The sequence below is a fragment of the Streptomyces sp. NRRL S-337 genome (assembly GCF_000720175.1).
Classification (GTDB): Bacteria; Actinomycetota; Actinomycetes; order Streptomycetales; family Streptomycetaceae; genus Streptomyces; species Streptomyces siderophoricus.
The window spans coordinates 22,251-41,282 of sequence record NZ_JOIX01000047.1 but is presented as its reverse complement, the minus strand read 5'-3'; the positions used below and the strand labels follow the sequence as shown (position 1 = coordinate 41,282).

The following is a 19,032-nucleotide window of genomic DNA, read 5'->3' as shown; positions in this document are numbered from 1 at the left end:
CGTGACGGCGACCGATCGCACCGCCGAGGAGGGTGCGCCGGGCACCCGCCGGAAGCTGATCGCCGGCCCGGGGATCCTGCTGGTCTGGCTGTACGGCGTGATGGTCGTCGGCGCCGTGTCGCGCTCGGTCTTCCAGATCGCCACGGACTTCGACCGGGCCCCGCTGGCGTACTCGCTCTCCGCGCTCGCCGGTGTGGTCTACGGCTTCATCACCTACTCGCTGGTCCGCGGCGGCGACCGGGCGCGCCGGGCGGCGCTGGTGTGCTGTGCGGCGGAGCTGGTGGGCGTGCTGATCGTGGGCACCTGGACGCTGCTGGAGCCGTCGGCGTTCCCCGACACCACGGTGTGGTCCGACTACGGCAGGGGCTACCTGTTCATCCCGGTCCTGCTGCCGGTCACCGGGATGCTGTGGCTGCGCCGGGCGCGCACGGCGTAAGGGTCGCCCCGGGGCCCCTGCGGCACCTCGCCGGTGGACGGGCCCGCCCCCACGCGGGCCCGTTCCCCTTCCGCGATGTCCGCGACGCGCGAGGTGCGAGTCGCTACGCCTGGGCCACGAACTCCTCGGCCGCGGCCTCCTTCTCCAGCGTGACCAGGCTCAGCCGCCGGCTGAGCTCCTCGGTGCCCACGGGCGCGTAGCCGTGGCTGCGGTACAGCCGCAGATTGCCCTCGCTGCGGTGGCCGGTGAAGAGGCGGAACCGGGTGGCCGAGCGCTCCTCGGCCAGCCGCTGCTCGACCGCGGCCAGCAGCCGGCCGCCGAGGCCGTGCCGCTGGAGCCGGGGGTGCACGATGAGCTTGGCTATCGCCGCGGTGCCCGACGCGTCGACGGTGCCGCGCACGGATCCGACCACCTCGTCACCGAGCCGGGCCACCAGCACGCACCCCTCGCTCAGTTCGGCGCGCAGTGCGGCCAGTGTCTGGGTGAGCGGCTCGATGCCGTAGTCGTCGTACAGCGCGGCCTCCGACTGGTAGCAGAGGTACTGCAGTTTGAGGATCTGCTCGGCGTCCTCGTCGGTCGCCGCAGAGATGGTCACGCTCGTGCCCATGCGCGTATGCCTCCCCTTATTCGGTTGGCCCGGGCGCGCGAGGGTGTAAGGGGTGTGCGCCCGGACGTGGTGCCCTGACTTCCGGACTCCCCGGAATGTGGCGGCGGCAATCGCCACCGGGAGCATTCTGCGCAGGCAATTGGGGCAAGCGGAACGGACCGGCACCGAGCTCCTCTGTGACATTCCCAACTCAGATGAGAGCGGGGGGGAGGTCGGGGGCCCGGTGCCGGTAAGCGACCGGGCGGCCGGTCAGTGCGTGCGGAACTCCTCGGCGGCCAGCAGCGCGGTGTCGGGGTTGTCGGAGAACAGCCCGTCGATGCCGGTGCCGAGGTACGCCTTGAAGACGCCGAGGGAGTCGCCGTAGGCGTTGGGGTCGGTGCCGCGGCGGAAGTCGGCCGGCAGGAACGTGTTCTCGTTACGGACCGTGTACGGATGCAGGACCAGCCCGGCCGCGTGCGCGTCCTTGACGACGGAGGTGGGCTCGCCGAGCTTGCCGTCCTTGTCCCGCGGGATGATCACGGTCAGGTCCGGGCCGATGCCCTCGGCGAAGCCGGCGATCCACGCGAGGCCCTTGGGCGTGACCAGGTCGGCGACGGTGCGCGGGTCGCCCGCCTCGGTGAAGTCCCAGGGGCGGTCCTTGAGCGTGCCCAGCAGGACGACCTTGGGGCAGTCGACGAGCTCGCCGAGGCGCCGGATGCTGCTGGGCTCGAAGGACTGCAGGAAGTTCGGGGAGTTGCGGCGGTGCCGGCCGTGTGCGCGCAGGGCCTTGGCGAGGCGCTCCTCCAGGCCGAGGCCGAGCTTGCGGAAGTAGGTGGGGTGCTTGGTCTCGATGTGGAGCCAGACCCGGCGGCCCCGCTTGCGGCCCTCCCGCTCGGCCCACTGGAGGACCTCCTCGAAGGTGGGCACCTGCCAGTGGCCGTCGTAGAGGGTGTTGTGCTGCCGGGTGCCCGGTATGCGCTCCTTGGCGCGCAGGGTCTTGAGTTCGGCGAGCGTGAAGTCCTCGGTGAACCAGCCGGTCAGCTGCTGTCCGTCGACGGTCTTGGTGGTCCTGCGGTCGGCGAACTCCGGGTGTGCGGAGACGTCGGTGGTGGCGGTGATGTCGTTCTCGTGCCGGCAGACCAGATGGCCGTCCTTGGTGGGGACGAGGTCCTGCTCGATGACGTCCGCACCCATGTCGAGGGCGAGTTGGTAGGAGCCGAAGGTGTGCTCGGGGCGGTAGCCGCTGGCGCCGCGGTGGCCGACGATCAGCGGCACGGGCAGTTCCCGGCCCGCCGTGCCGCGTACGGCGGCGCTCGCCTGCCCGGCCCCGCCGAGCACCGCCGCTCCCGCCCCGAGGGCCGCCGCCCCCAGCACCGTCCGCCGTCCCGGCTGCTGCCGCTTCTGCATGCCCACGCTCCTTGTTGTGCGTCGTTGTGCGTCGTTTCGTGCGTTCCGGGCGCGCCCGGGCGCTTCAGTGCTTCCGGGTGCTTTCCGGGTGTTTTCCTGCCCGCTTCGAGGCGTGTTGCCCGGGCGGGCGGGGAACCCGGCTGATCGTAGGCACGGACGGGTCATGCCGGGGAGACGCACGACGACTCCGGAGGGAACATGGTGGTAACACACGTCAACCGTGAGTCAACTGTGCGTATCGACCTCATGAACCCGATGTGCGCGCGGGAACGACCCGCGAGTATCGTCCTGGGCTGCAGAGTTCTGCGCCCGCTTGACGCTGACCAGACAGCCACGACCCGGAGGACCCGTTGTCCCGCATTGTGCTCAAGGCGATTCTCGGATTCGTCATGCGTGTCCTTTACCGCCCGAAGGTCGAGGGTATGGAGCGCATTCCGGCGACCGGACCGGTGATCCTGGCCGGTAACCACGTGACCTTCATCGACTCGCTGTTCCTGAGCCTGGTGGTCAAGCGGCCGGTCTACTTCATCGGCAAGGACGAGTACGTCACCGGCACCGGCATCAAGGGCCGCCTGATGGCCTGGTTCTTCACCAGCGCCGGCATGATCCCGGTGGACCGGGACGGCGGCCACGGCGGGGTGGCGGCCCTGATGACCGGCCGCCGCATCCTGGAGCAGGGCAAGGCGTTCGGCATCTACCCCGAGGGCACCCGCTCCCCCGACGGCCGCCTCTACCGCGGCCGTACCGGCATCGCCCGGCTCGCCCTGATGACCGGCGCGCCCGTCGTCCCGTTCGCGATGATCGGCACGGACAAGGTGCAGCCCGGCGGCAAGGGCCGGCCGCGGATCGCCCCGGTCACGATCCGCTTCGGTGAGGCGCTGGACTTCTCCCGCTACGACGGGATGGACCGCGACCGCTACGTGCTGCGGGCCGTCACCGACGAGGTGATGAGCGAGGTCATGGAGCTGTCCGGCCAGGAGTACGTCGACATGTACGCCACCAAGGCCAGGGCCGCCGCCTGAGCCGGCGGTCCGACACGGCGTCACCGGGCCCCGTCCGCAGCTGCGGACGGGGCCCTTCGTGTGTCAGCAGGGCACCCGGAAGCCGCCGGGGGCGCGCTGGCCCTCGGCTCCGCCGGTCAGCGCGGTGCGCAGCGCCGCCTCGGGGCGCGGCACCACGCTGCCGTCCTGGAGCAGTTGCTGGCGCTGGGTGACGGTGCCGGTGCGGGCGCCGCGCACGGCGGCGTTCTTGACCGCGACCCGGCCCAGCGGGGCGGGCACCAGCCGCTTCCGGGTCCGTACGAAGGCGATGAAGCTCTCGAAGTCGCGGGTGTGCCGGACGGGGGCGGTGAAGCCGGTGAAGGCGCTGAAGCCGTCCTGGTTGATGAGGGTGTAGGAGGGCGCGGCGAGGCGGTAGCTGCGCTTGAGGTCGAGGGGCGTGCCGTCGATGAGGACCTCGGCGGGGTCCACCCGGCGGCCGACCTTGCCGGCGGCGTCGAAGGTGTAGCGGACGTTGGCGGAGACGGCGAGGGGGGAGAAGCCGAGGCCGCCGCCGGGGGTCGGCGCCCACTGTTCCTCCAGGGCGTCGTGGATCTGCCGGCCGGTGACGGTGACGGTGACGATCGGGTCGCCGAAGCCGACCGCGTTCCAGGCCTGGGCGAAGGTGACGGTGCCGTCCGATTCCTCGTCCAGGATCAGGTCCCCGGCGATGACCGCCTGGCCGACGCGCGGGGCGACCGCGATGACGGCGAGGTCGGCGGGGGTGTCGGGGTGCTCGGCGGGGTCGGCCGTCGGGCCGGGCGGCTGCCGGCCGGCCCACAGGGCCCAGTCGGCGACGAGGTTGCCCATGGTGGACTCCCCCAGTGCGTTGCGGCGCCGGGTGAAGGAGGCGGTCTGGGTGCCGATCTTGGTGCGGGCCCGCCGGCTGCCGTAGCCGGCCCAGTAGGAGGCGATCGACTTGAGCTCCGGATCGGGTGCCACATCGCGGGTGTTGGGGTGGTTGACGGAGGTGGTCAGCTCCCGGACGACCGCCCCGGTGTCGGGGTCGAGGCGCAGATTGATCTCGTTGATGAGCTGGCCGTAGCAGCCGGCCTCGACGAAGGGGCGGGGCTCGCCGTCGGGGTCGGGCAGCATCATGGTGAAGGCGCAGTGCCAGTGGCCGGTGACGATGGCGTCGATGTCCGATGAGGCCCGCAGCGCGAGTTCATAGGCGGGTCCGGAGGGGTTCTTGCCGCTGGAGAAGTCACTGCCGGCGACCGCGCCGTCGTGCATGCTCAGCACGATCGCGTTGACGCCGCGTGACTTCAGCTCGGCGGCGCAGCGGTTGGCGGTCTCCAGTTCGTCCAGGGTGCGCAGGCCGGGCTGGTAGGAGCCGGGGAAGGACTCGGTGCCGATGGCGGTCAGGTGGATGAAGCCGATCGGCAGCCGGCGGCCGCCGCCGGCGTCCACGTGCACGATGTTGTACGGCGGAAGGACGCGTTCGCCGGTGGCGTTCCACACCATGTTGGCGCTGTAGTACGGGAAGTCCGCACCGCGGAAGCGGCGTCCGGTGGAGTCCTTGAAGCCGTCGTCGCGGCCGGCGGTCGGGAAGGCGTCGCCGTCCTCCATGTGCGAGGTCAGGAAGCGGGCGGACTTGTCGAATTCGTGGTTGCCGGCGGAGGCGAAGTCCAGGCCCATGGCGTTGAGCGCCTCGATGGTGGGCTCGTCGGCGAAGGCGGCCGCGTCGAACTCCCAGCCGGAGAAGAGGTCGCCGGGGGCGAAGAAGAGGGAGTTGCGGCGGCCGTCGCGCAGCCGCTCCAGGTGGGCGGCCATATAGGCGACGCCGCCCACGGTGTAGGTCTTGCCGCCGGCTCCGGTGATGACGGAGTGGGCGCCCGGGGCGCCTTGCAGATAGCCGTGCAGGTCGGTGATGTTGAGGAGCTGGACGTCGACGTATTCGTCGGCGGTGGCCGCGTCGCGGGCGTGGCCGGTGGCGTAGGCGTTGCTTCCGATGGCGCTCGCGGTGGCCAGGGCCCCCGCGGCGGTGAAGAAGGACCGTCGTCCGATGTCGCGCACTGCGTCACTCTCCTGAGCGGGCCGTCCGTAGGGGGACGACCGGAGAGTCGAACGAGCCGCGCCTGACGGCCGGTCACCAGGGCGCGTGCCGGGCGTGAACGGGCGGGGGACAGTCGCCCCCAGGGCGTGTCCTGTGGATCATCGCGGGTGCGGGGCGGGGTGATCCATCAGACACGCCCTGGGGCGGGGGTGTGCCCGCCGTCCGGCGGAGCGGCGGGCGTGCGGCGGGGTTACCTGTTGTCGGCGAGTTCCTGGCCGCGGAGCAGGAACCAGGCGGCGACCGCCGCGGCGAGCAGCACGACGGAGCCGACCGCGGCGGCGGAGTCCACGCCGGCCACGAAGGAGTGCTGAGCCGCCCTCATCAGAGCCGCGCCCTGGTGGGAGGGGAGGTGGACGGCGGTCTCGACGGCGCCGCCGAGCGATTCGCGGGCCGCGCCGACGGCGTGCTCGGGGATGCCCTCCGGGGTGGGGAAGCCCCGGTAGATGCTGGTGACGATGGAGCCGAGCAGGGCGATGCCGAGCGCGGCGCCCAGTTCGTAGGCGGTCTCGGAGACAGCGGAGGCGGCGCCGGCCTCCTCCTTGGGCACGCTGGAGAGGATCACGTCGGCGGTGACGGTGAAGGAGAAGCCGGCACCGACGCCGACGACGAAGAGGATGACGCACATCGCGGCGGTGCCGGTGTCGCCGTGCAGGGTGGTGCAGCCGGCCAGCGCGAGCCCGACCACGGCCAGGCCGCCGGCCACCACGATCCGTACGGACAGCTTGCGGGCGACCCAGCCGGCGGCGAGGCCGGCGCCCACCGCGCCGACCGCGGCCGGCAGTTCGACCAGGCCGGCGTTGAGGGGTGAGCGCAGCTGCACCATCTGGAGGAACTGGGAGAGGAAGAAGACCAGTCCGGACAGTCCGAGGATGGTCAGCAGGTCGGCGAGGACGGCCCCCGAGAAGCCCCGGTGGTGGAAGAGCTTCATGTTGAGCAGCGGGAATTCCAGGGTGAGCTGCCGGCGGACGAACACGACCAGGGCGAGGACACCGAGGACGGCGGTCAGCGCGACGTCCCAGCGGTAGCCGTCCACCGCGGCTTCCTTCACCGCGTAGACCACACCGACGATGCCCACCAGGGCCAGCAGCACGCTGGGGATGTCCCAGGGACCGGGGTCGGGGTTGCGGGACTCGGGGATCACCTTGGCGCCGACGACGACCAGCAGCAGCATCACCGGCAGGTTGATGAGGAAGACCGAGCCCCACCAGAAGTGCCCCAGCAGGAAGCCGCCGAGGACCGGGCCGACGGCCATGCCGGCCGACGCCATGGCGCCCCAGATGCCGATGGCCAGGCTGCGTTCCCTGGGGTCGTGGAAGAGGTTGCGGATCAGCGCGAGGGTGGCCGGCATCAGGGTGGCGCCGGCGACGCCCTGCAGCGCCCGGGCGGCGATCATCATCTCCGGGCTGGTGGCGTAGGCGGCGAGCACCGACATCGCGCCGAACGCGACCGAGCCCGTCAGCAGCAGCTTCTTGCGGCCGATGCGGTCGCCGAGGCTGCCCATGGAGACCAGTAGGCCGGCGATGACGAAGGAGTAGATGTCGCCGATCCACAGCAGTTGGGTGCCGGACGGGCGGAGGTCCTCGCTGAGGAAGGGGGTGGCGAGGCCGAGGACCGTGGCGTCGACGCCGACCAGCAGGACGGCCAGGACCAGGACGGCCAGCGCGAGCCAGCGTCCCGGGCGGGGCTGGTCGTCCACATGGGCCGAACCGGCCCGGCCTGACGCGATGGTCTCGGTCATTTCTCCATGCTCCGTCGGATGCCACCGAGCAGCAGCTCGGCGATCGAGTGGGTGAGGTCGTTGCGGGCGACCCGTCCTTCGTGGACGGACCAGGCGCCGGCGCCGATCAGGCCGTAGAACGCCTCGGTGAACCAGGCGGCGCTCAGGTCGAGGCGGAAGTCGCCGTCCTCCTGGCCGCGGCGGAAGAGGGCGGTGATGCGGGCGTCGAGTTCCGCCCAGCCGGCGTTGATCTCGCCGTCCTCGAAGAGCTGGTTCTCGGTGAAGAGGAACCCGAGGACGGCGGCGACCGGTTCGGCCTCCCGGATCAGCCGGCGCAGCGCGGCGGGGGCGTCGCCCTCGTCGAGCCGGGCGGTGTCCATCGCCTGCGCGAACCGGGCGATCCCGTGCTCCTCCAGCGCTCTGATCAGGGCGTCCCGGCCGGCGAAGTGCCGGTGCAGGGTGGCGCGGCTGATGCCGGCGGCGCGGGCGATCTCGTCCATCGACGTCGACGCCCGGCGCGTCAGCAGCGCGGCGGCTTCCTTGAGTACCCGTTCACGATCTACAGCCATGAGACGCAGGATAGCCGAATGAGACATCAATGTCTCACACGAGACGCTTCTTCTCGCACGCTGACGGCCCGCATCCGGGGTCTGTTCCGGATACGGGCCGTCAGTACGGGTCCGTCGTCGCCTACCGCGGCTGCTTGGCCGCCGCCCACTCCTGCTGCCGCACCAGGTCGGCGCGCATCTCGGCGAGCTGGACCGCCACCGCCGAGGGCGCGGTGCCGCCGCGGCCGCTGCGCGCGGCGAGCGCGCCGGGGACGTTGAGCACCTCGCGGACCTCGGGGGTCAGATGCGGCGAGATCTTGGCGAACTGCTCGTCGGTGAGCTCGTCCAGCTCGATGCCGTGCGCCTCGCACTCCTTGACGCAACTGCCGGCGACCTCGTGCGCCACCCGGAACGGCACGCCCTGCTTGACCAGCCACTCGGCGATGTCGGTGGCGAGCGAGAAGCCGGCCGGGGCGAGCTCTTCCATCCGCTCGCGGTGGACGGTCAGGGTGGCCATCATGCCGGTGAACGCCGGGAGCAGTACCTCCAGTTGGTCGCAGGAGTCGAAGACCGGCTCCTTGTCCTCCTGCAGGTCGCGGTTGTACGCCAGCGGCAGCGCCTTGAGCGTCGCCATCAGGCCGGTCAGGTTGCCGATGAGGCGGCCCGACTTGCCGCGCGCCAGCTCCGCGATGTCCGGGTTCTTCTTCTGCGGCATGATCGACGAGCCGGTGGAGAAGGCGTCGTGGAGGGTGACGAAGGAGAACTCCTTCGTGTTCCAGATGATGATCTCTTCCGCGATCCGCGAGAGGTTCACACCGATCATCGCGGTGATGAAGGCGAATTCGGCGACGAAGTCGCGGGAGGCGGTGCCGTCGATGGAGTTGCCGGCGCTGCCGTGCTCGAAGCCGAGGTCGCGGGCCACGGCCTCCGGGTCGAGGCCGAGGGACGAACCGGCCAGCGCGCCCGAACCGTACGGCGAGACGGCGGTCCGCTCGTCCCACTGCCGCAGCCGCTCGGCGTCCCGGGACAGCGACTGCACGTGCGCCAGCACGTGGTGCGCGAACAGCACCGGCTGGGCGTGCTGCAGATGCGTACGGCCCGGCATCGCCACGTCCGGGTGGGCCTCGGCCAGGCCGATCAGCGCCTCCTGGAGGTCGGCGATCAGACCGCCGATGATCCGGGCGTGGTCGCGCAGGTACATCCGGAAGAGGGTGGCGACCTGGTCGTTGCGGGACCGGCCGGCACGCAGCTTGCCGCCCAGGTCCGGGCCGAGCCGCTCCAGCAACCCTCGCTCCAGGGCGCTGTGCACGTCCTCGTCGGCGACGGTGCCGGTGAACGAGCCGTCGGCGACGTCCGCCTCCAGCTGGTCGAGCCCGGCGAGCATGCGCGCCAGCTCGTCCTCGCTGAGCAGCCCGGCCTTGTGCAGGACCCGGGCGTGCGCCCTCGACCCGGCGATGTCGTACGGCGCGAGGCGCCAGTCGAAGTGGACGGACGCCGACAGCTGGGCCAGGGCCTCGGCGGGACCGTCGGCGAACCGGCCGCCCCAGAGCCGGACGTCACCGCTGTTGCTGCTCACTGCTGCTCCTCGCAAGGGATGGGATGTGCGGCCGCCTCCCCACCGCTGGGCGGGGAGGCGGCCGTGGTACGAACTGTCGTCGTGGCCAACGAGCCGGGCTCGGGCCGGGTCGCGTTCGGGCTAGGCCCGCAGTTGACGTTGCGCCGCGATCTTGCTCGACATGCCGAAGATCTCGATGAAGCCCTTCGAGAGCGACTGGTCGAAGGTGTCGCCGGTGTCGTACGTCGCCAGGTTGAAGTCGTACAGCGAGCGGTCGGACCTCCGGCCGGTGACCACGGCCCGGCCGCCGTGCAGCGTCATCCGGATCTCACCGGAGACGTGCTGGTTGGCCTCGTCGATGAAGCCGTCCAGCGCCCGCTTGAGCGGCGAGAACCACAGGCCGTCGTAGACCAGCTCGCCCCAGCGCTGCTCGACCTGGCGCTTGTAGCGGGCGAGTTCGCGCTCGACGGTGACGTTCTCCAGCTCCTGGTGGGCCGTGATCAGCGCGATCGCGCCGGGCGCCTCGTACACCTCGCGGGACTTGATGCCGACGAGGCGGTCCTCGACCAGGTCGATCCGGCCGATGCCCTGGGCGCCGGCCCGCTTGTTGAGCTCCTGGACGGCCTGCAGGACGGTGACGGGCCTGCCGTCGAGGGCGACCGGCACGCCCTCGTGGAAGGTGATGACGACCTCGTCCGCCTCGCGCGGGGTGGCCGGGTTCTGGGTGTACTCGTAGACGTCCTCGATGGGCGCGTTCCAGATGTCCTCAAGGAAGCCGGTCTCCACGGCCCGCCCGAAGACGTTCTGGTCGATGGAGTACGGCGACTTCTTGGTGGTGGCGATCGGGAGGTTCTTCGCCTCGCAGAAGGCGATCGCCTTGTCCCGGGTCATGGCGTAGTCACGGACCGGGGCGATGCACTTCAGGTCGGGGGCCAGGGAGGAGATGCCGGTCTCGAAGCGGACCTGGTCGTTGCCCTTGCCGGTGCAGCCGTGGGCGACGGTGGTGGCGCCGTGCTTCTTGGCGGCGGCCACCAGGTGCTTGACGATCGCCGGCCGGGAGAGCGCCGAGACCAGCGGGTACCGGTCCATGTACAGCGCGTTGGCCTTGATCGCCGGGAGGCAGTACTCGTCGGCGAATTCGTCCCTGGCGTCCGCGATCTCGGCCTCGACCGCGCCACAGGAGAGCGCCCGCTTGCGGATGACGTCCAGGTCCTCGCCGCCCTGACCGACATCCACGGCGACGGCGATGACCTCGGCGCCCGTCTCCTCGGCGATCCAGCCGATGCAGACGGAGGTGTCCAGGCCGCCCGAGTAGGCGAGTACGACGCGCTCGGTCACGGGTCTCTCCTTACGTGCATTCCTCGATAGGCATAAGTATGCACTCCACCGTATGTATCGTCAATGAACGGGGAAACGCCCAGGTCAACGACATACGGTCAGTGGCAGGCCGGACGCATCGACCACCCGCCAAACCCCTCGGAACCCCCTCAGAGCCCCTTCTCCAGCACCTCGACCAGCACGGCGACATGGCTGAGCGGCACCTCCTTCGTCGCCGTCAGCAGCGTCAGCGGCCCCTGGTCGGCGAGCCCCCGCAGCCGCTCCAGCGCCTCCCCGGCCGCCTCCTCCTGCGCCAGCTCGGCGCGGTACCGCTCGGCGAACCGCTCGAACCGCCCCTCCTCGTGCCCGTACCAGCGCCGCAGCTCCGAGGAGGGCGCCACGTCCTTGCACCACTCCGTCAGCCGCGCGTCCTCCTTGGACAGCCCGCGCGGCCACAGCCGGTCCACCAGCACCCGCGCCCCGTCCGCCTTCTCGGCCGGCTCGTACACCCGCCGCATCCGGATCCCCGCACCGTCGGACATTTCACCCATATCCCCATCGAAACACGGAAGCCACCACCCCGCCGCGAGACCGGGAAGCGCCCCTCGGGGACCCCGCTTTGGATTCGCGGCCCGGGACAGGGTATTTTTCTTCTGCACGCCCCGGCCGGGACTCCTCCGGTCGGCCGTAGCACCGGGACGTGGCGCAGCTTGGTAGCGCACTTGACTGGGGGTCAAGGGGTCGCAGGTTCAAATCCTGTCGTCCCGACGGTGCAAAGGGCCCATGGCCCGCTTGGAGGCCCTGCCGCACTTCGGTGCGGCAGGGCCTTCGGCGTTCCTGCGGGCGGGCACCGCTGACCCGCCCGCAGCCGGCCACCCGGCCAGATCTATGTGCTCCCGCCGGTGTGAGGCAGGCAGGCTGACGCGAGCGGCGTGTGCCGTTCCGGGGGCCGGTCGGGGCGGCGGTGCGGGCGGTTCAGCGGGCCTTCTGGGCCAGGCGGAGCAGATGGTCGGCGAGGGCCTGGCCGCCGAGCGGGTCGCGGCTGATGAGCATCAGGGTGTCGTCGCCGGCGATGGTGCCGAGGATGTCGTGCAGCTCCGCCTGGTCGATGGCGGAGGCCAGGAACTGGGCGGCGCCGGGCGGGGTGCGCAGGACGACGAGGTTGGCGGACGCCTCGGCGGAGATCAGGAGTTCGCCGGAGAGCCGGCGCATCCGCTCCTCCTTGGCGGACTCGCCCAGCGGGGCGCGCGGCTTGCGGTCGCCGCCCTCGCTGGGCACCGCGTAGATCAGCTCGCCACCGGTGTTGCGGATCTTCACCGCACCCAGTTCGTCCAGGTCGCGGGAGAGCGTCGCCTGGGTGACGGACAGGCCGTCGTCGGCGAGCAGCTTCGCGAGCTGGCTCTGGGAGCGGACCGGCAGCCGGTTGAGGATGTCCACGATCCGGCGGTGGCGGGCGGTGCGGGTCTGCGGTACGGCCTGGCCGTTGTGCACCTCGTTGTCCTGCGGCTCGCTCATCGGTCTCGTCAGTCTCCGGATCGTTGTTCCCCGTCGGCCCCTTGGCGGACCGTGTTGAGGACAGCGGGGAGCCTCCGCAGGAACGTGTCCGCCTCGTCGTCGGAGACGATCAGCGGCGGGGCGAGCCGGATGACGTCCGGCGCGACCGCGTTCACCAGGAGACCCGCGTCCTGAGCCGCCTGCTGCACGCGCGGCGCGAGCGGCTCCGTCAAGACGATACCGAGGAGCAGGCCCGCGCCGCGGACCTGGCCGACCATTGGGTCACCCAGCGCCTCGATCCCGTCCCGCAGCCGCTCGCCGACGCGCTTGACGTTCGCGAGCACGCCGTCCGCCTCGATGGTGTCGAGAACGGCGAGGGCGCCGGCGCAGACGACCGGGTTGCCGCTGAAGGTCGAGCCGTGCGACCCAGGGGTGAGCAGGCCGGCGGCGGGGCCGAAGGCGAGGGTGGCGCCGATCGGCAGGCCGCCGCCGAGGCCCTTGGCGAGGGTGATGACGTCCGCCTCGACGCCCTGCGCCTGGGACTCCAGCCAGTGGCCGGTCCGGCCGATGCCGGTCTGGATCTCGTCCAGGACCAGCAGGGTGCCGGTGGCGGCGGTGATCTCCCGGGCGGCGCGGAGGTAGCCGGGCGGCGGCACGACCACGCCGTTCTCGCCCTGGATCGGTTCCAGGACGACGAGGGCGGTGTCGGTGGTGACGGCGGCCCGGAGCGCCTCCACGTCCCCGTACGGGACGTGGGTGACGTCTCCGGGGAGCGGGGCGAACGGGGCCTGCTTGGCGGGCTGGCCGGTGAGCGCGAGGGCGCCCATGGTGCGGCCGTGGAAGCCGCCTTCGGTGGCGACCATATGGGTGCGCCCGGTCAGCCGGCCGATCTTGAAGGCGGCTTCGTTGGCCTCGGCGCCGGAGTTGGAGAAGTACACCCGGCCGGGGCGCCCGCCGGCCAGCGCGAGCAGCCGCTCGGCGAGTGCCACGGTGGGCTCGGCGACGAAGAAGTTCGAGACGTGGCCGAGGGTGGCGACCTGGTCGGAGACGGCGCGGACCACGGCGGGGTGGGCGTGCCCGAGGGCGTTGACCGCGATTCCGCCGAGGAAGTCGAGGTATTCCTTGCCGTCGGCGTCCCACACCTTGACGCCCTCGCCGCGGACGAGGGGGACGCGCGGGGTGCCGAAGTTGTCCATCATGGCGCCCTGCCAGCGCCGGGTGAGGCCCTCGTTGGTCGCCGGCCCCTGATCGTGTGCCTCCCGGCTCATGACTCCCCCTCGGTTTCCGCGTCCGGCACGACCATCGTGCCGATTCCCTCGTCGGTGAAGATCTCCAGCAGGATCGAGTGCTGGACCCGCCCGTCGATGACCCGGGCGGTGTGCACGCCGTTGCGCACGGCGTACAGGCAGCCCTGCATCTTCGGGACCATGCCGCTGGCCAGGTCGGGCAGCAGCTTCTCCAGTTGGCCGGCGGTGAGGCGGGAGATCACCTCGTCGCTGTGCGGCCAGTCCTCGTAGAGGCCCTCGACGTCGGTGAGGACCATCAGCGTCTCGGCGCCGAGGGCGGCGGCCAGGGCGGCGGCCGCGGTGTCGGCGTTGACGTTGAAGACCCCCGAGGCGCCGGACGCGCCGGACTGCACGTCCTCCTCGTCGCTGCTGCGGGCGATGGAGGAGATGACCGGGATCCGGCCGTCGTCCAGCAGCGCCTGGACCGCGCCGGGGTCGATGTCGGTGATCTCGCCGACCCGGCCGATGTCCACCCGCTCGCCGTCGATGTCGGCGTAGTGCTTGGTGGCGGTCATCAGATGGGCGTCCTCGCCGGTCATGCCGACAGCGAGCGGGCCGTGCTCGTTGAGCAGCCCGACGAGTTCGCGCTGGACCTGGCCGGCCAGCACCATCCGGACCACGTTCATCGCCTCGGGCGTGGTGACCCGCAGGCCGCCCTTGAATTCCGACGGCAGGCCCAGCAGGTCCAGATGGGCGCTGATCTGCGGGCCGCCGCCGTGCACGACGACGGGGCGCAGCCCGGCGTGCCGGAGGAAGACCACGTCCTGGGCGAAGGCGCGCTTGAGCTCCTCGTCGACCATGGCGTTGCCGCCGAACTTGATGACGACGGTCTTGCCGTGGTGGCGGGTCAGCCAGGGCAGCGCCTCGATGAGCGTGCGGGCCTTGGGCAGCGCGGTGTGCTTGCGGGTGGTGGTCATGAGGAGTACGCGCTGTTCTCGTGGACGTAGTCGGCGGTGAGGTCGTTGGTCCAGATGACCGCGGACTCGGTGCCGGCGGCGAGGTCGGCGGTGATCCGCACCTCCCGGTAGCGCATGTCGACCTGGTCGCGGTCCTCCCCCACCGAACCGTTCTTGCAGACCCAGACGCCGTTGATGGCGACGTTCAGCTGGTCCGGCTCGAAGGCCGCGGCGGTGGTGCCGATGGCGGAGAGCACCCGGCCCCAGTTCGGGTCCTCGCCGTGGATGGCGCACTTGAGGAGGTTGTTGCGGGCGATGGAGCGGCCGACCTCGACGGCGTCCGCCTCGCTCGCGGCGTTGATCACCTCGACCTTGATGTCCTTGCTGGCGCCCTCGGCGTCCCGGATGAGCTGCTGGCCCAGGTCGTCGCAGACGGCCCGTACGGCCTCGGCGAACTCCGCGTACGCGGGCGTGACCCTGGAGGCACCGGAGGCGAGCAGCAGCACGGTGTCGTTGGTGGACATGCAGCCGTCGGAGTCGACCCGGTCGAAGGTGACCTTGGTGGCGTCCCGCAGGGCCCGGTCCAGGACGTCGCCGTCGAGGTCGGCGTCCGTGGTGAGCACGACGAGCATGGTGGCGAGGCCGGGCGCGAGCATGCCGGCGCCCTTGGCCATACCGCCGACGGTCCAGCCGTCGCCCTCGTGGACGGCGGTCTTGTGGACGGTGTCGGTGGTCTTGATGGCGAGGGCGGCCTTCTCACCGCCGTGCTCGGAGAGCTGCGCGGCGGCGGTCTCGATGCCCGGGAGCAGCTTGTCCATGGGGAGCAGGACGCCGATCAGCCCGGTGGACGCGACGGCCACCTCGCCCGCGTTCAGGTCGAGGACCTCGGCGACCTTCTCGGCGGTGGCGTGGGTGTCCTGGAAACCCTTCGGGCCCGTACAGGCGTTGGCCCCGCCGGAGTTGAGGACGACGGCGGAGACCGTGCCGCCCTTGAGGACCTGCTCGGACCACAGGACGGGGGCGGCCTTGACGCGGTTGGAGGTGAAGACGCCCGCGGCGGCCTGGCGGGGCCCGTTGTTGACCACGAGGGCCAGGTCCGGGTTCCCGCTGTCCTTGATCCCGGCGGCGATACCCGCCGCCGTGAATCCCTTGGCTGCCGTCACACTCACGGCGCGACTCCGATCGTGGTGAGCCCGGTGGTCTCGTCGAGACCGAGGGCGATGTTCATGGACTGGACGGCACCGCCGGCGGTGCCCTTGGTGAGGTTGTCGAGGGCGCTGATCACGATGATGCGGCCGGCGGCCTCGTCGTGCGCGACCTGGATCTGTACGGCGTTGGAGCCGTGCACGGCGGCCGTGGCCGGCCACTGGCCCTCGGGCAGCAGGTGGACGAACGGCTCGTCGGCGAGCGTCTTCTCGTAGGCGGCGCGGAGGGACTCCCCGGTGACCCCGGCACGGGCCTTGGCGCTGCACGTGGCGAGGATGCCGCGCGGCATCGGCGCGAGCGTGGGCGTGAAGGAGACCGAGACCCGCTCCCCCGCGACCGCGCTGAGGTTCTGGATCATCTCGGGGGTGTGCCGGTGCCCGCCGCCCACGCCGTACGGGGACATGGAGCCCATGACCTCCGAGCCCAGCAGGTGCGGCTTGGGGGCCTTGCCGGCGCCGGAGGTGCCGGAGGCGGCGACGATCACGGCCTCGTTCTCGGCGAGCCCCGCGGCGTACGCGGGGAAGAGGGCCAGCGAGACGGCCGTCGGGTAGCAGCCGGGCACCGCGATGCGCGTGGAGCCCTTGAGCGCGGCGCGGGCACCCGGGAGTTCGGGGAGCCCGTAGGGCCAGGTCCCGGCGTGCTCGCTGCCGTAGAACTTCTGCCAATCGCCGGCGTCCGCGAGCCGGAAGTCGGCGCCCATGTCGACGACAAGGACGTCCGGGCCGAGCTGCTCGGCGACGGCCGCGGACTGGCCGTGCGGCAGCGCCAGGAAGACCACGTCGTGGCCGGCGAGGACCTCGGGGGTGGTCTCCGCGAGGACACGGTCGGCCAGCGGGAACAGGTGGGGCTGGAGTGCGCCCAGGCGCTGGCCGGCGTTGGAGTTGGCCGTCAGCGCGCCGATCTCCACGTCGGGGTGGGCGAGCAGCAGGCGCAGGACTTCACCGCCCGCGTATCCGCTCGCACCGGCCACTGCCGCTCGTACCGTCATGGACCCTCCTCGTCGATGGCATGACTATACGGACTGCAACAGTTTTATGCAATGCCATTCCGTTCCGGGCCGGCTACCTGCGTTCCGGTCCATGTGCGTTCCGGCCTACCTGCGGATGGCGTGGCAAGCGGGCACATAAGATCGCCGGCATGGCACTGCGACCTGTTCAGGTGAACATCAAGGCTCTTGATCACTCGGCGGTCGGCCGGTTCTGGGCGGCGGCGCTCGACTGGGGGCTCTCCAGCGAAGGGCCGGGCGTGACCAACGTGGAACCCGGCGGCGGCTTCGTCTGGCCGGACCCGACCACCGTCTGCATCGACGTCGTCGCCGTCCCGGAACCCAAGACCACCACGAAGAACCGTGTGCATCTCGACCTCGCCACCACCTCCGCGGCCCATCAGGCGGAGTGGGTCGCGCGCCTGAAGGCTCTCGGTGCGACGCCCGCCGACGTGGGCCAGGGCGATGTGCCGTGGACGGTCCTCGCCGACCCCGAGGGCAACGAGTTCTGTGTACTGGAGCCCCGGGAGATCTACCGGGACACCGGGCCGATCGCCGCGGTGGTGGTCGACTGCGCGGATCCGCGGGCCATGGCGCGGTTCTGGGACGAGGCGCTGGACTGGACCCTGCACGAGGTGGCCGACGATCGTGCGGTGCTGCGCTCCGCCAAGGGTGTCGGCCCGTACCTGGAATTCCTCCGCACGCCCGGCGTGCCGACCGTGCCGGACCGCGTCCATCTCGACCTCCTGCCCTACCCCGGTGACGACAAAGCAGCGGAGGTGGCGCGGCTGCGAGCCCTCGGCGCCACCGACCTCGGCCTCGGCCAGGGCGACGTCCCGTGGACGTGCCTGGCCGACCCGGAGGGCCACGAGTTCTGCGTCCTCGCCCCGTGAAGCGCCAGGTCACCCTGCACTCTTCCGCTGCCGTACGTACGGCCGCCCTCCCGTGCCGCGCGTACGGCCGCCCCGTGCTGCGGGGCGGCCGAGGGCGCCGGCTCTCCCCGGCGGCCGAATGGGTGCCGGGGGCTCAGGCGGGCTGCGGCATCTCGTTCTTCAGGGATTCCCGGATCTGGTCCCGCAGCTCGGGGCTGTCGGTGTGGCCGTGGACGGAGATGGCGTGCTCGGTGGCGGCGCGCACCACTTCCTCCTCCTCGCCGGAGATCACGAGGGAGCAGTTCATCTCGCTCGGGTAGTCACGGCAGTCGATCTTCTTGCGCATGGCGCACCTCCTCGCTTCCAGTGTCGGCGGGCGTCCGGGGCCCGCCGTATACGGCGAATCCCGTATGGCGCGCGGAGCGGCGGGGCTGGTGGAGTGGAAGACGACCTGGTGGCTGTGTGGAGGCGACGGGAGGTGCGGGACGTGGCGACTTCTACCTCCGCCGGCGCCCCTTCCGGCGCCGTGGACCAGGAGCGGGTGCAGCGGTTCCTGGAGAAGGTGATCACCGACGGCGGGGCCGCGGTGGCCGGGCTGTGCACCTCGCTCGGCGACCGGCTGGGCCTGTACACGGCGATGGCCGGCGCCGGTCCGCTCACCTCCGCCCGGCTCGCCGCCCGCACCGGCCTGGTCGAGCGCTACGTCCGCGAATGGCTGGACGCCCAGGTGGCCGGCGAGTACGTCACGTACGCCCCGGGGACCGACACCTACCAGCTGCCCGACGAGCACGCCGCCGTACTGGCGGACCCGGACCGGAGCACGTACGCCGCCGGGTTCTTCACCATGCTGCAGGCCGTGTACGCCACCGAGGACAGCCTGATGGACGCCTTCCGCACCGGCGAGGGGGTCGGCTGGGAGGAGCACGGACCGGCGCTGTTCGCCGGCACCGCGAAGTTCTTCCGCCCCGGCTACGCGGCCGCGCTGGTGCCGGAGTGGCTGACCGCGCTGGACGGTGTGGTGGAGAAGCTGGAGCGCGGGGCGCGGGTCGCCGACGTCGGATGCGGCTACGGCTATTCCACGACGCTGATGGCCCGGGCCTTCCCCCGGTCGTGCTTCCGGGGCTTCGACTTCCACCGCCCGTCCGTCGAGGCCGCCCGCGGCATCGCGGCCGAGCGGGGAGTGGCCGACCGGGTCAGCTTCGACGTCGCCACCGCACAGGACTTCCCGGGCGAGGGCTTCGACCTGATCACGTTCTTCGACTGTCTGCACGACATCGGCGACCCGGGCGGCGCGCTGCGGCACGCCGAGCACGCGCTGGCCGACGGCGGCACCTGCATGATCGTCGAGCCGAACGCCTCAGGCCACGCCCAGGAGAACACCAACCCCGTCGGCCGGGCGCTGACCGCCGCCTCGGTCGCCGTCTGCCTGCCGTCCGCGCTGGCCCAGCACGGACCGCAGGCACTGGGGAACCACGCGGGTGAGGAGGCGATGCGGAAGATCGCCGACGACGCCGGGCTCCACCACTGGCGGCTCGCCGCCGAGAGCCCGGTCAACCGCGTCTATGCCGTCGGGCGTTAACCGCGCCTGACGCGCCCGGCCGGTCTTCCCCCGGCCGGCCGGGTGGCACCCCGGG

At 71.6% G+C, this 19,032-nt stretch carries 18 protein-coding genes and 1 tRNA gene; 5 read left to right on the top strand and 14 right to left on the bottom strand.

The window, feature by feature from the left end; all coding sequences use genetic code 11:
* Position 1: 1 nt before the first annotated feature.
* On the top strand, positions 2 to 436 hold the full coding sequence (locus IG62_RS0127495) for a hypothetical protein (RefSeq protein ID WP_030808819.1): 435 nt from the start codon (positions 2 to 4) through the stop codon (positions 434 to 436).
* Between the two features lie 103 nt (positions 437 to 539).
* Here the strand turns inward: IG62_RS0127495 and IG62_RS0127490 are convergent, their stop codons facing one another.
* Both IG62_RS0127490 and IG62_RS0127485 read right to left on the bottom strand, forming a co-directional pair.
* On the bottom strand, positions 540 to 1,043 hold the full coding sequence (locus IG62_RS0127490) for a GNAT family N-acetyltransferase (RefSeq protein WP_030808817.1): 504 nt from the start codon (positions 1,041 to 1,043) through the stop codon (positions 540 to 542).
* A 249-nt stretch (positions 1,044 to 1,292) separates the two neighbouring features.
* Positions 1,293 to 2,429 (bottom strand): glycerophosphodiester phosphodiesterase, encoded by a 1,137-nt coding sequence (locus IG62_RS0127485; protein ID WP_030808815.1) that lies wholly within the window; start codon positions 2,427 to 2,429, stop codon positions 1,293 to 1,295.
* 350 nt (positions 2,430 to 2,779) lie between these two features.
* On the opposite strand from IG62_RS0127485, the gene IG62_RS0127480 reads away from it, so the two are divergent.
* Positions 2,780 to 3,451: a lysophospholipid acyltransferase family protein gene (locus IG62_RS0127480; protein ID WP_030808813.1), complete on the top strand. Its 672-nt coding sequence runs from the start codon at positions 2,780 to 2,782 to the stop codon at positions 3,449 to 3,451.
* Positions 3,452 to 3,514: 63 nt separating this feature from the next.
* On the opposite strand, the gene IG62_RS0127475 is transcribed toward IG62_RS0127480, so the two are convergent.
* The 6 genes from IG62_RS0127475 to IG62_RS0127450 all read right to left on the bottom strand — a co-directional run bounded on the left by IG62_RS0127475 (position 3,515) and on the right by IG62_RS0127450 (position 11,201).
* A complete protein-coding gene (locus IG62_RS0127475; RefSeq protein ID WP_030808811.1) occupies positions 3,515 to 5,482 on the bottom strand; it encodes a bifunctional metallophosphatase/5'-nucleotidase in 1,968 nt (655 codons plus the stop codon).
* Between the two features lie 230 nt (positions 5,483 to 5,712).
* A complete protein-coding gene (locus IG62_RS0127470) occupies positions 5,713 to 7,260 on the bottom strand; it encodes an MFS transporter (protein ID WP_051798672.1) in 1,548 nt (515 codons plus the stop codon).
* A complete protein-coding gene (locus tag IG62_RS0127465; RefSeq protein WP_030808803.1) occupies positions 7,257 to 7,808 on the bottom strand; it encodes a TetR/AcrR family transcriptional regulator in 552 nt (183 codons plus the stop codon). Before IG62_RS0127465 ends, IG62_RS0127470 begins: the two co-directional genes overlap by 4 nt.
* 121 nt (positions 7,809 to 7,929) lie before the next feature.
* Positions 7,930 to 9,363 carry an argininosuccinate lyase gene (argH, locus tag IG62_RS0127460; RefSeq protein WP_030808802.1) on the bottom strand — a complete coding sequence of 478 codons (1,434 nt, stop codon included), beginning with the start codon at positions 9,361 to 9,363 and terminating at the stop codon, positions 7,930 to 7,932.
* Between the two features lie 120 nt (positions 9,364 to 9,483).
* Positions 9,484 to 10,680: an argininosuccinate synthase gene (locus IG62_RS0127455; RefSeq protein ID WP_030808799.1), complete on the bottom strand. Its 1,197-nt coding sequence runs from the start codon at positions 10,678 to 10,680 to the stop codon at positions 9,484 to 9,486.
* Between the two features lie 149 nt (positions 10,681 to 10,829).
* Positions 10,830 to 11,201, bottom strand: a complete 372-nt coding sequence (locus IG62_RS0127450) for a DUF488 domain-containing protein (RefSeq protein WP_037839451.1) — start codon at positions 11,199 to 11,201, stop codon at positions 10,830 to 10,832.
* Positions 11,202 to 11,353: 152 nt separating this feature from the next.
* On the opposite strand from IG62_RS0127450, the gene IG62_RS0127445 reads away from it, so the two are divergent.
* Positions 11,354 to 11,427, top strand: a tRNA-Pro gene (locus tag IG62_RS0127445).
* A 207-nt stretch (positions 11,428 to 11,634) separates the two neighbouring features.
* Here IG62_RS0127445 and IG62_RS0127440 read toward each other — a convergent pair.
* From IG62_RS0127440 to argC, 5 genes are read right to left on the bottom strand one after another with little or no spacing between them, the layout of a single operon-like run.
* Entirely contained in the window at positions 11,635 to 12,174 is a 540-nt protein-coding gene (locus tag IG62_RS0127440; RefSeq protein ID WP_030413081.1) for an arginine repressor, read from the bottom strand.
* 8 nt (positions 12,175 to 12,182) lie between these two features.
* A complete protein-coding gene (locus IG62_RS0127435; RefSeq protein WP_030808785.1) occupies positions 12,183 to 13,421 on the bottom strand; it encodes an acetylornithine transaminase in 1,239 nt (412 codons plus the stop codon).
* The gene (argB, locus tag IG62_RS0127430; protein WP_030808783.1) at positions 13,418 to 14,356 is read right to left on the bottom strand and encodes an acetylglutamate kinase; all 939 of its coding nucleotides are present in this window, start codon (positions 14,354 to 14,356) and stop codon (positions 13,418 to 13,420) included. The genes IG62_RS0127435 and argB overlap by 4 nt, the downstream gene beginning before the upstream one ends.
* Positions 14,353 to 15,504: a bifunctional glutamate N-acetyltransferase/amino-acid acetyltransferase ArgJ gene (argJ, locus tag IG62_RS0127425; protein ID WP_030808781.1), complete on the bottom strand. Its 1,152-nt coding sequence runs from the start codon at positions 15,502 to 15,504 to the stop codon at positions 14,353 to 14,355. Before argJ ends, argB begins: the two co-directional genes overlap by 4 nt.
* Positions 15,501 to 16,529, bottom strand: coding sequence for an N-acetyl-gamma-glutamyl-phosphate reductase (gene argC / locus IG62_RS0127420; protein WP_030808775.1), 1,029 nt, complete (start codon positions 16,527 to 16,529; stop codon positions 15,501 to 15,503). Before argC ends, argJ begins: the two co-directional genes overlap by 4 nt.
* 149 nt (positions 16,530 to 16,678) lie before the next feature.
* Between argC and IG62_RS0127415 the strand changes: the two genes are divergently transcribed.
* Complete coding sequence (locus IG62_RS0127415) at positions 16,679 to 17,419, top strand: VOC family protein (RefSeq protein WP_030808773.1); 741 nt, start codon at positions 16,679 to 16,681, stop codon at positions 17,417 to 17,419.
* Between the two features lie 133 nt (positions 17,420 to 17,552).
* On the opposite strand, the gene IG62_RS0127410 is transcribed toward IG62_RS0127415, so the two are convergent.
* Entirely contained in the window at positions 17,553 to 17,744 is a 192-nt protein-coding gene (locus tag IG62_RS0127410; protein WP_030808766.1) for a DUF1059 domain-containing protein, read from the bottom strand.
* A gap of 141 nt (positions 17,745 to 17,885) precedes the next feature.
* Between IG62_RS0127410 and IG62_RS0127405 the strand changes: the two genes are divergently transcribed.
* Complete coding sequence (locus tag IG62_RS0127405; RefSeq protein WP_037839458.1) at positions 17,886 to 18,977, top strand: class I SAM-dependent methyltransferase; 1,092 nt, start codon at positions 17,886 to 17,888, stop codon at positions 18,975 to 18,977.
* The last annotated feature ends 55 nt before the right edge of the window (positions 18,978 to 19,032 follow it).

What these genes read in the sequence shown, in the direction of transcription:
- IG62_RS0127415 (WP_030808773.1), top strand. Translation starts at nt 16,679, where the DNA reads ATGGCACTGCGACCTGTTCAGGTGAACATCAAGGCTCTTGATCACTCG.
- IG62_RS0127490 (WP_030808817.1), bottom strand. Translation starts at nt 1,043, where the DNA reads ATGGGCACGAGCGTGACCATCTCTGCGGCGACCGACGAGGACGCCGAG.
- argB (WP_030808783.1), bottom strand. Translation starts at nt 14,356, where the DNA reads ATGACCACCACCCGCAAGCACACCGCGCTGCCCAAGGCCCGCACGCTC.
- IG62_RS0127450 (WP_037839451.1), bottom strand. Translation starts at nt 11,201, where the DNA reads ATGTCCGACGGTGCGGGGATCCGGATGCGGCGGGTGTACGAGCCGGCC.
- IG62_RS0127465 (WP_030808803.1), bottom strand. Translation starts at nt 7,808, where the DNA reads ATGGCTGTAGATCGTGAACGGGTACTCAAGGAAGCCGCCGCGCTGCTG.
- argC (WP_030808775.1), bottom strand. Translation starts at nt 16,529, where the DNA reads ATGACGGTACGAGCGGCAGTGGCCGGTGCGAGCGGATACGCGGGCGGT.
- IG62_RS0127435 (WP_030808785.1), bottom strand. Translation starts at nt 13,421, where the DNA reads ATGAGCCGGGAGGCACACGATCAGGGGCCGGCGACCAACGAGGGCCTC.
- IG62_RS0127410 (WP_030808766.1), bottom strand. Translation starts at nt 17,744, where the DNA reads ATGCGCAAGAAGATCGACTGCCGTGACTACCCGAGCGAGATGAACTGC.
- IG62_RS0127485 (WP_030808815.1), bottom strand. Translation starts at nt 2,429, where the DNA reads ATGCAGAAGCGGCAGCAGCCGGGACGGCGGACGGTGCTGGGGGCGGCG.
- IG62_RS0127470 (WP_051798672.1), bottom strand. Translation starts at nt 7,260, where the DNA reads ATGACCGAGACCATCGCGTCAGGCCGGGCCGGTTCGGCCCATGTGGAC.
- IG62_RS0127440 (WP_030413081.1), bottom strand. Translation starts at nt 12,174, where the DNA reads ATGAGCGAGCCGCAGGACAACGAGGTGCACAACGGCCAGGCCGTACCG.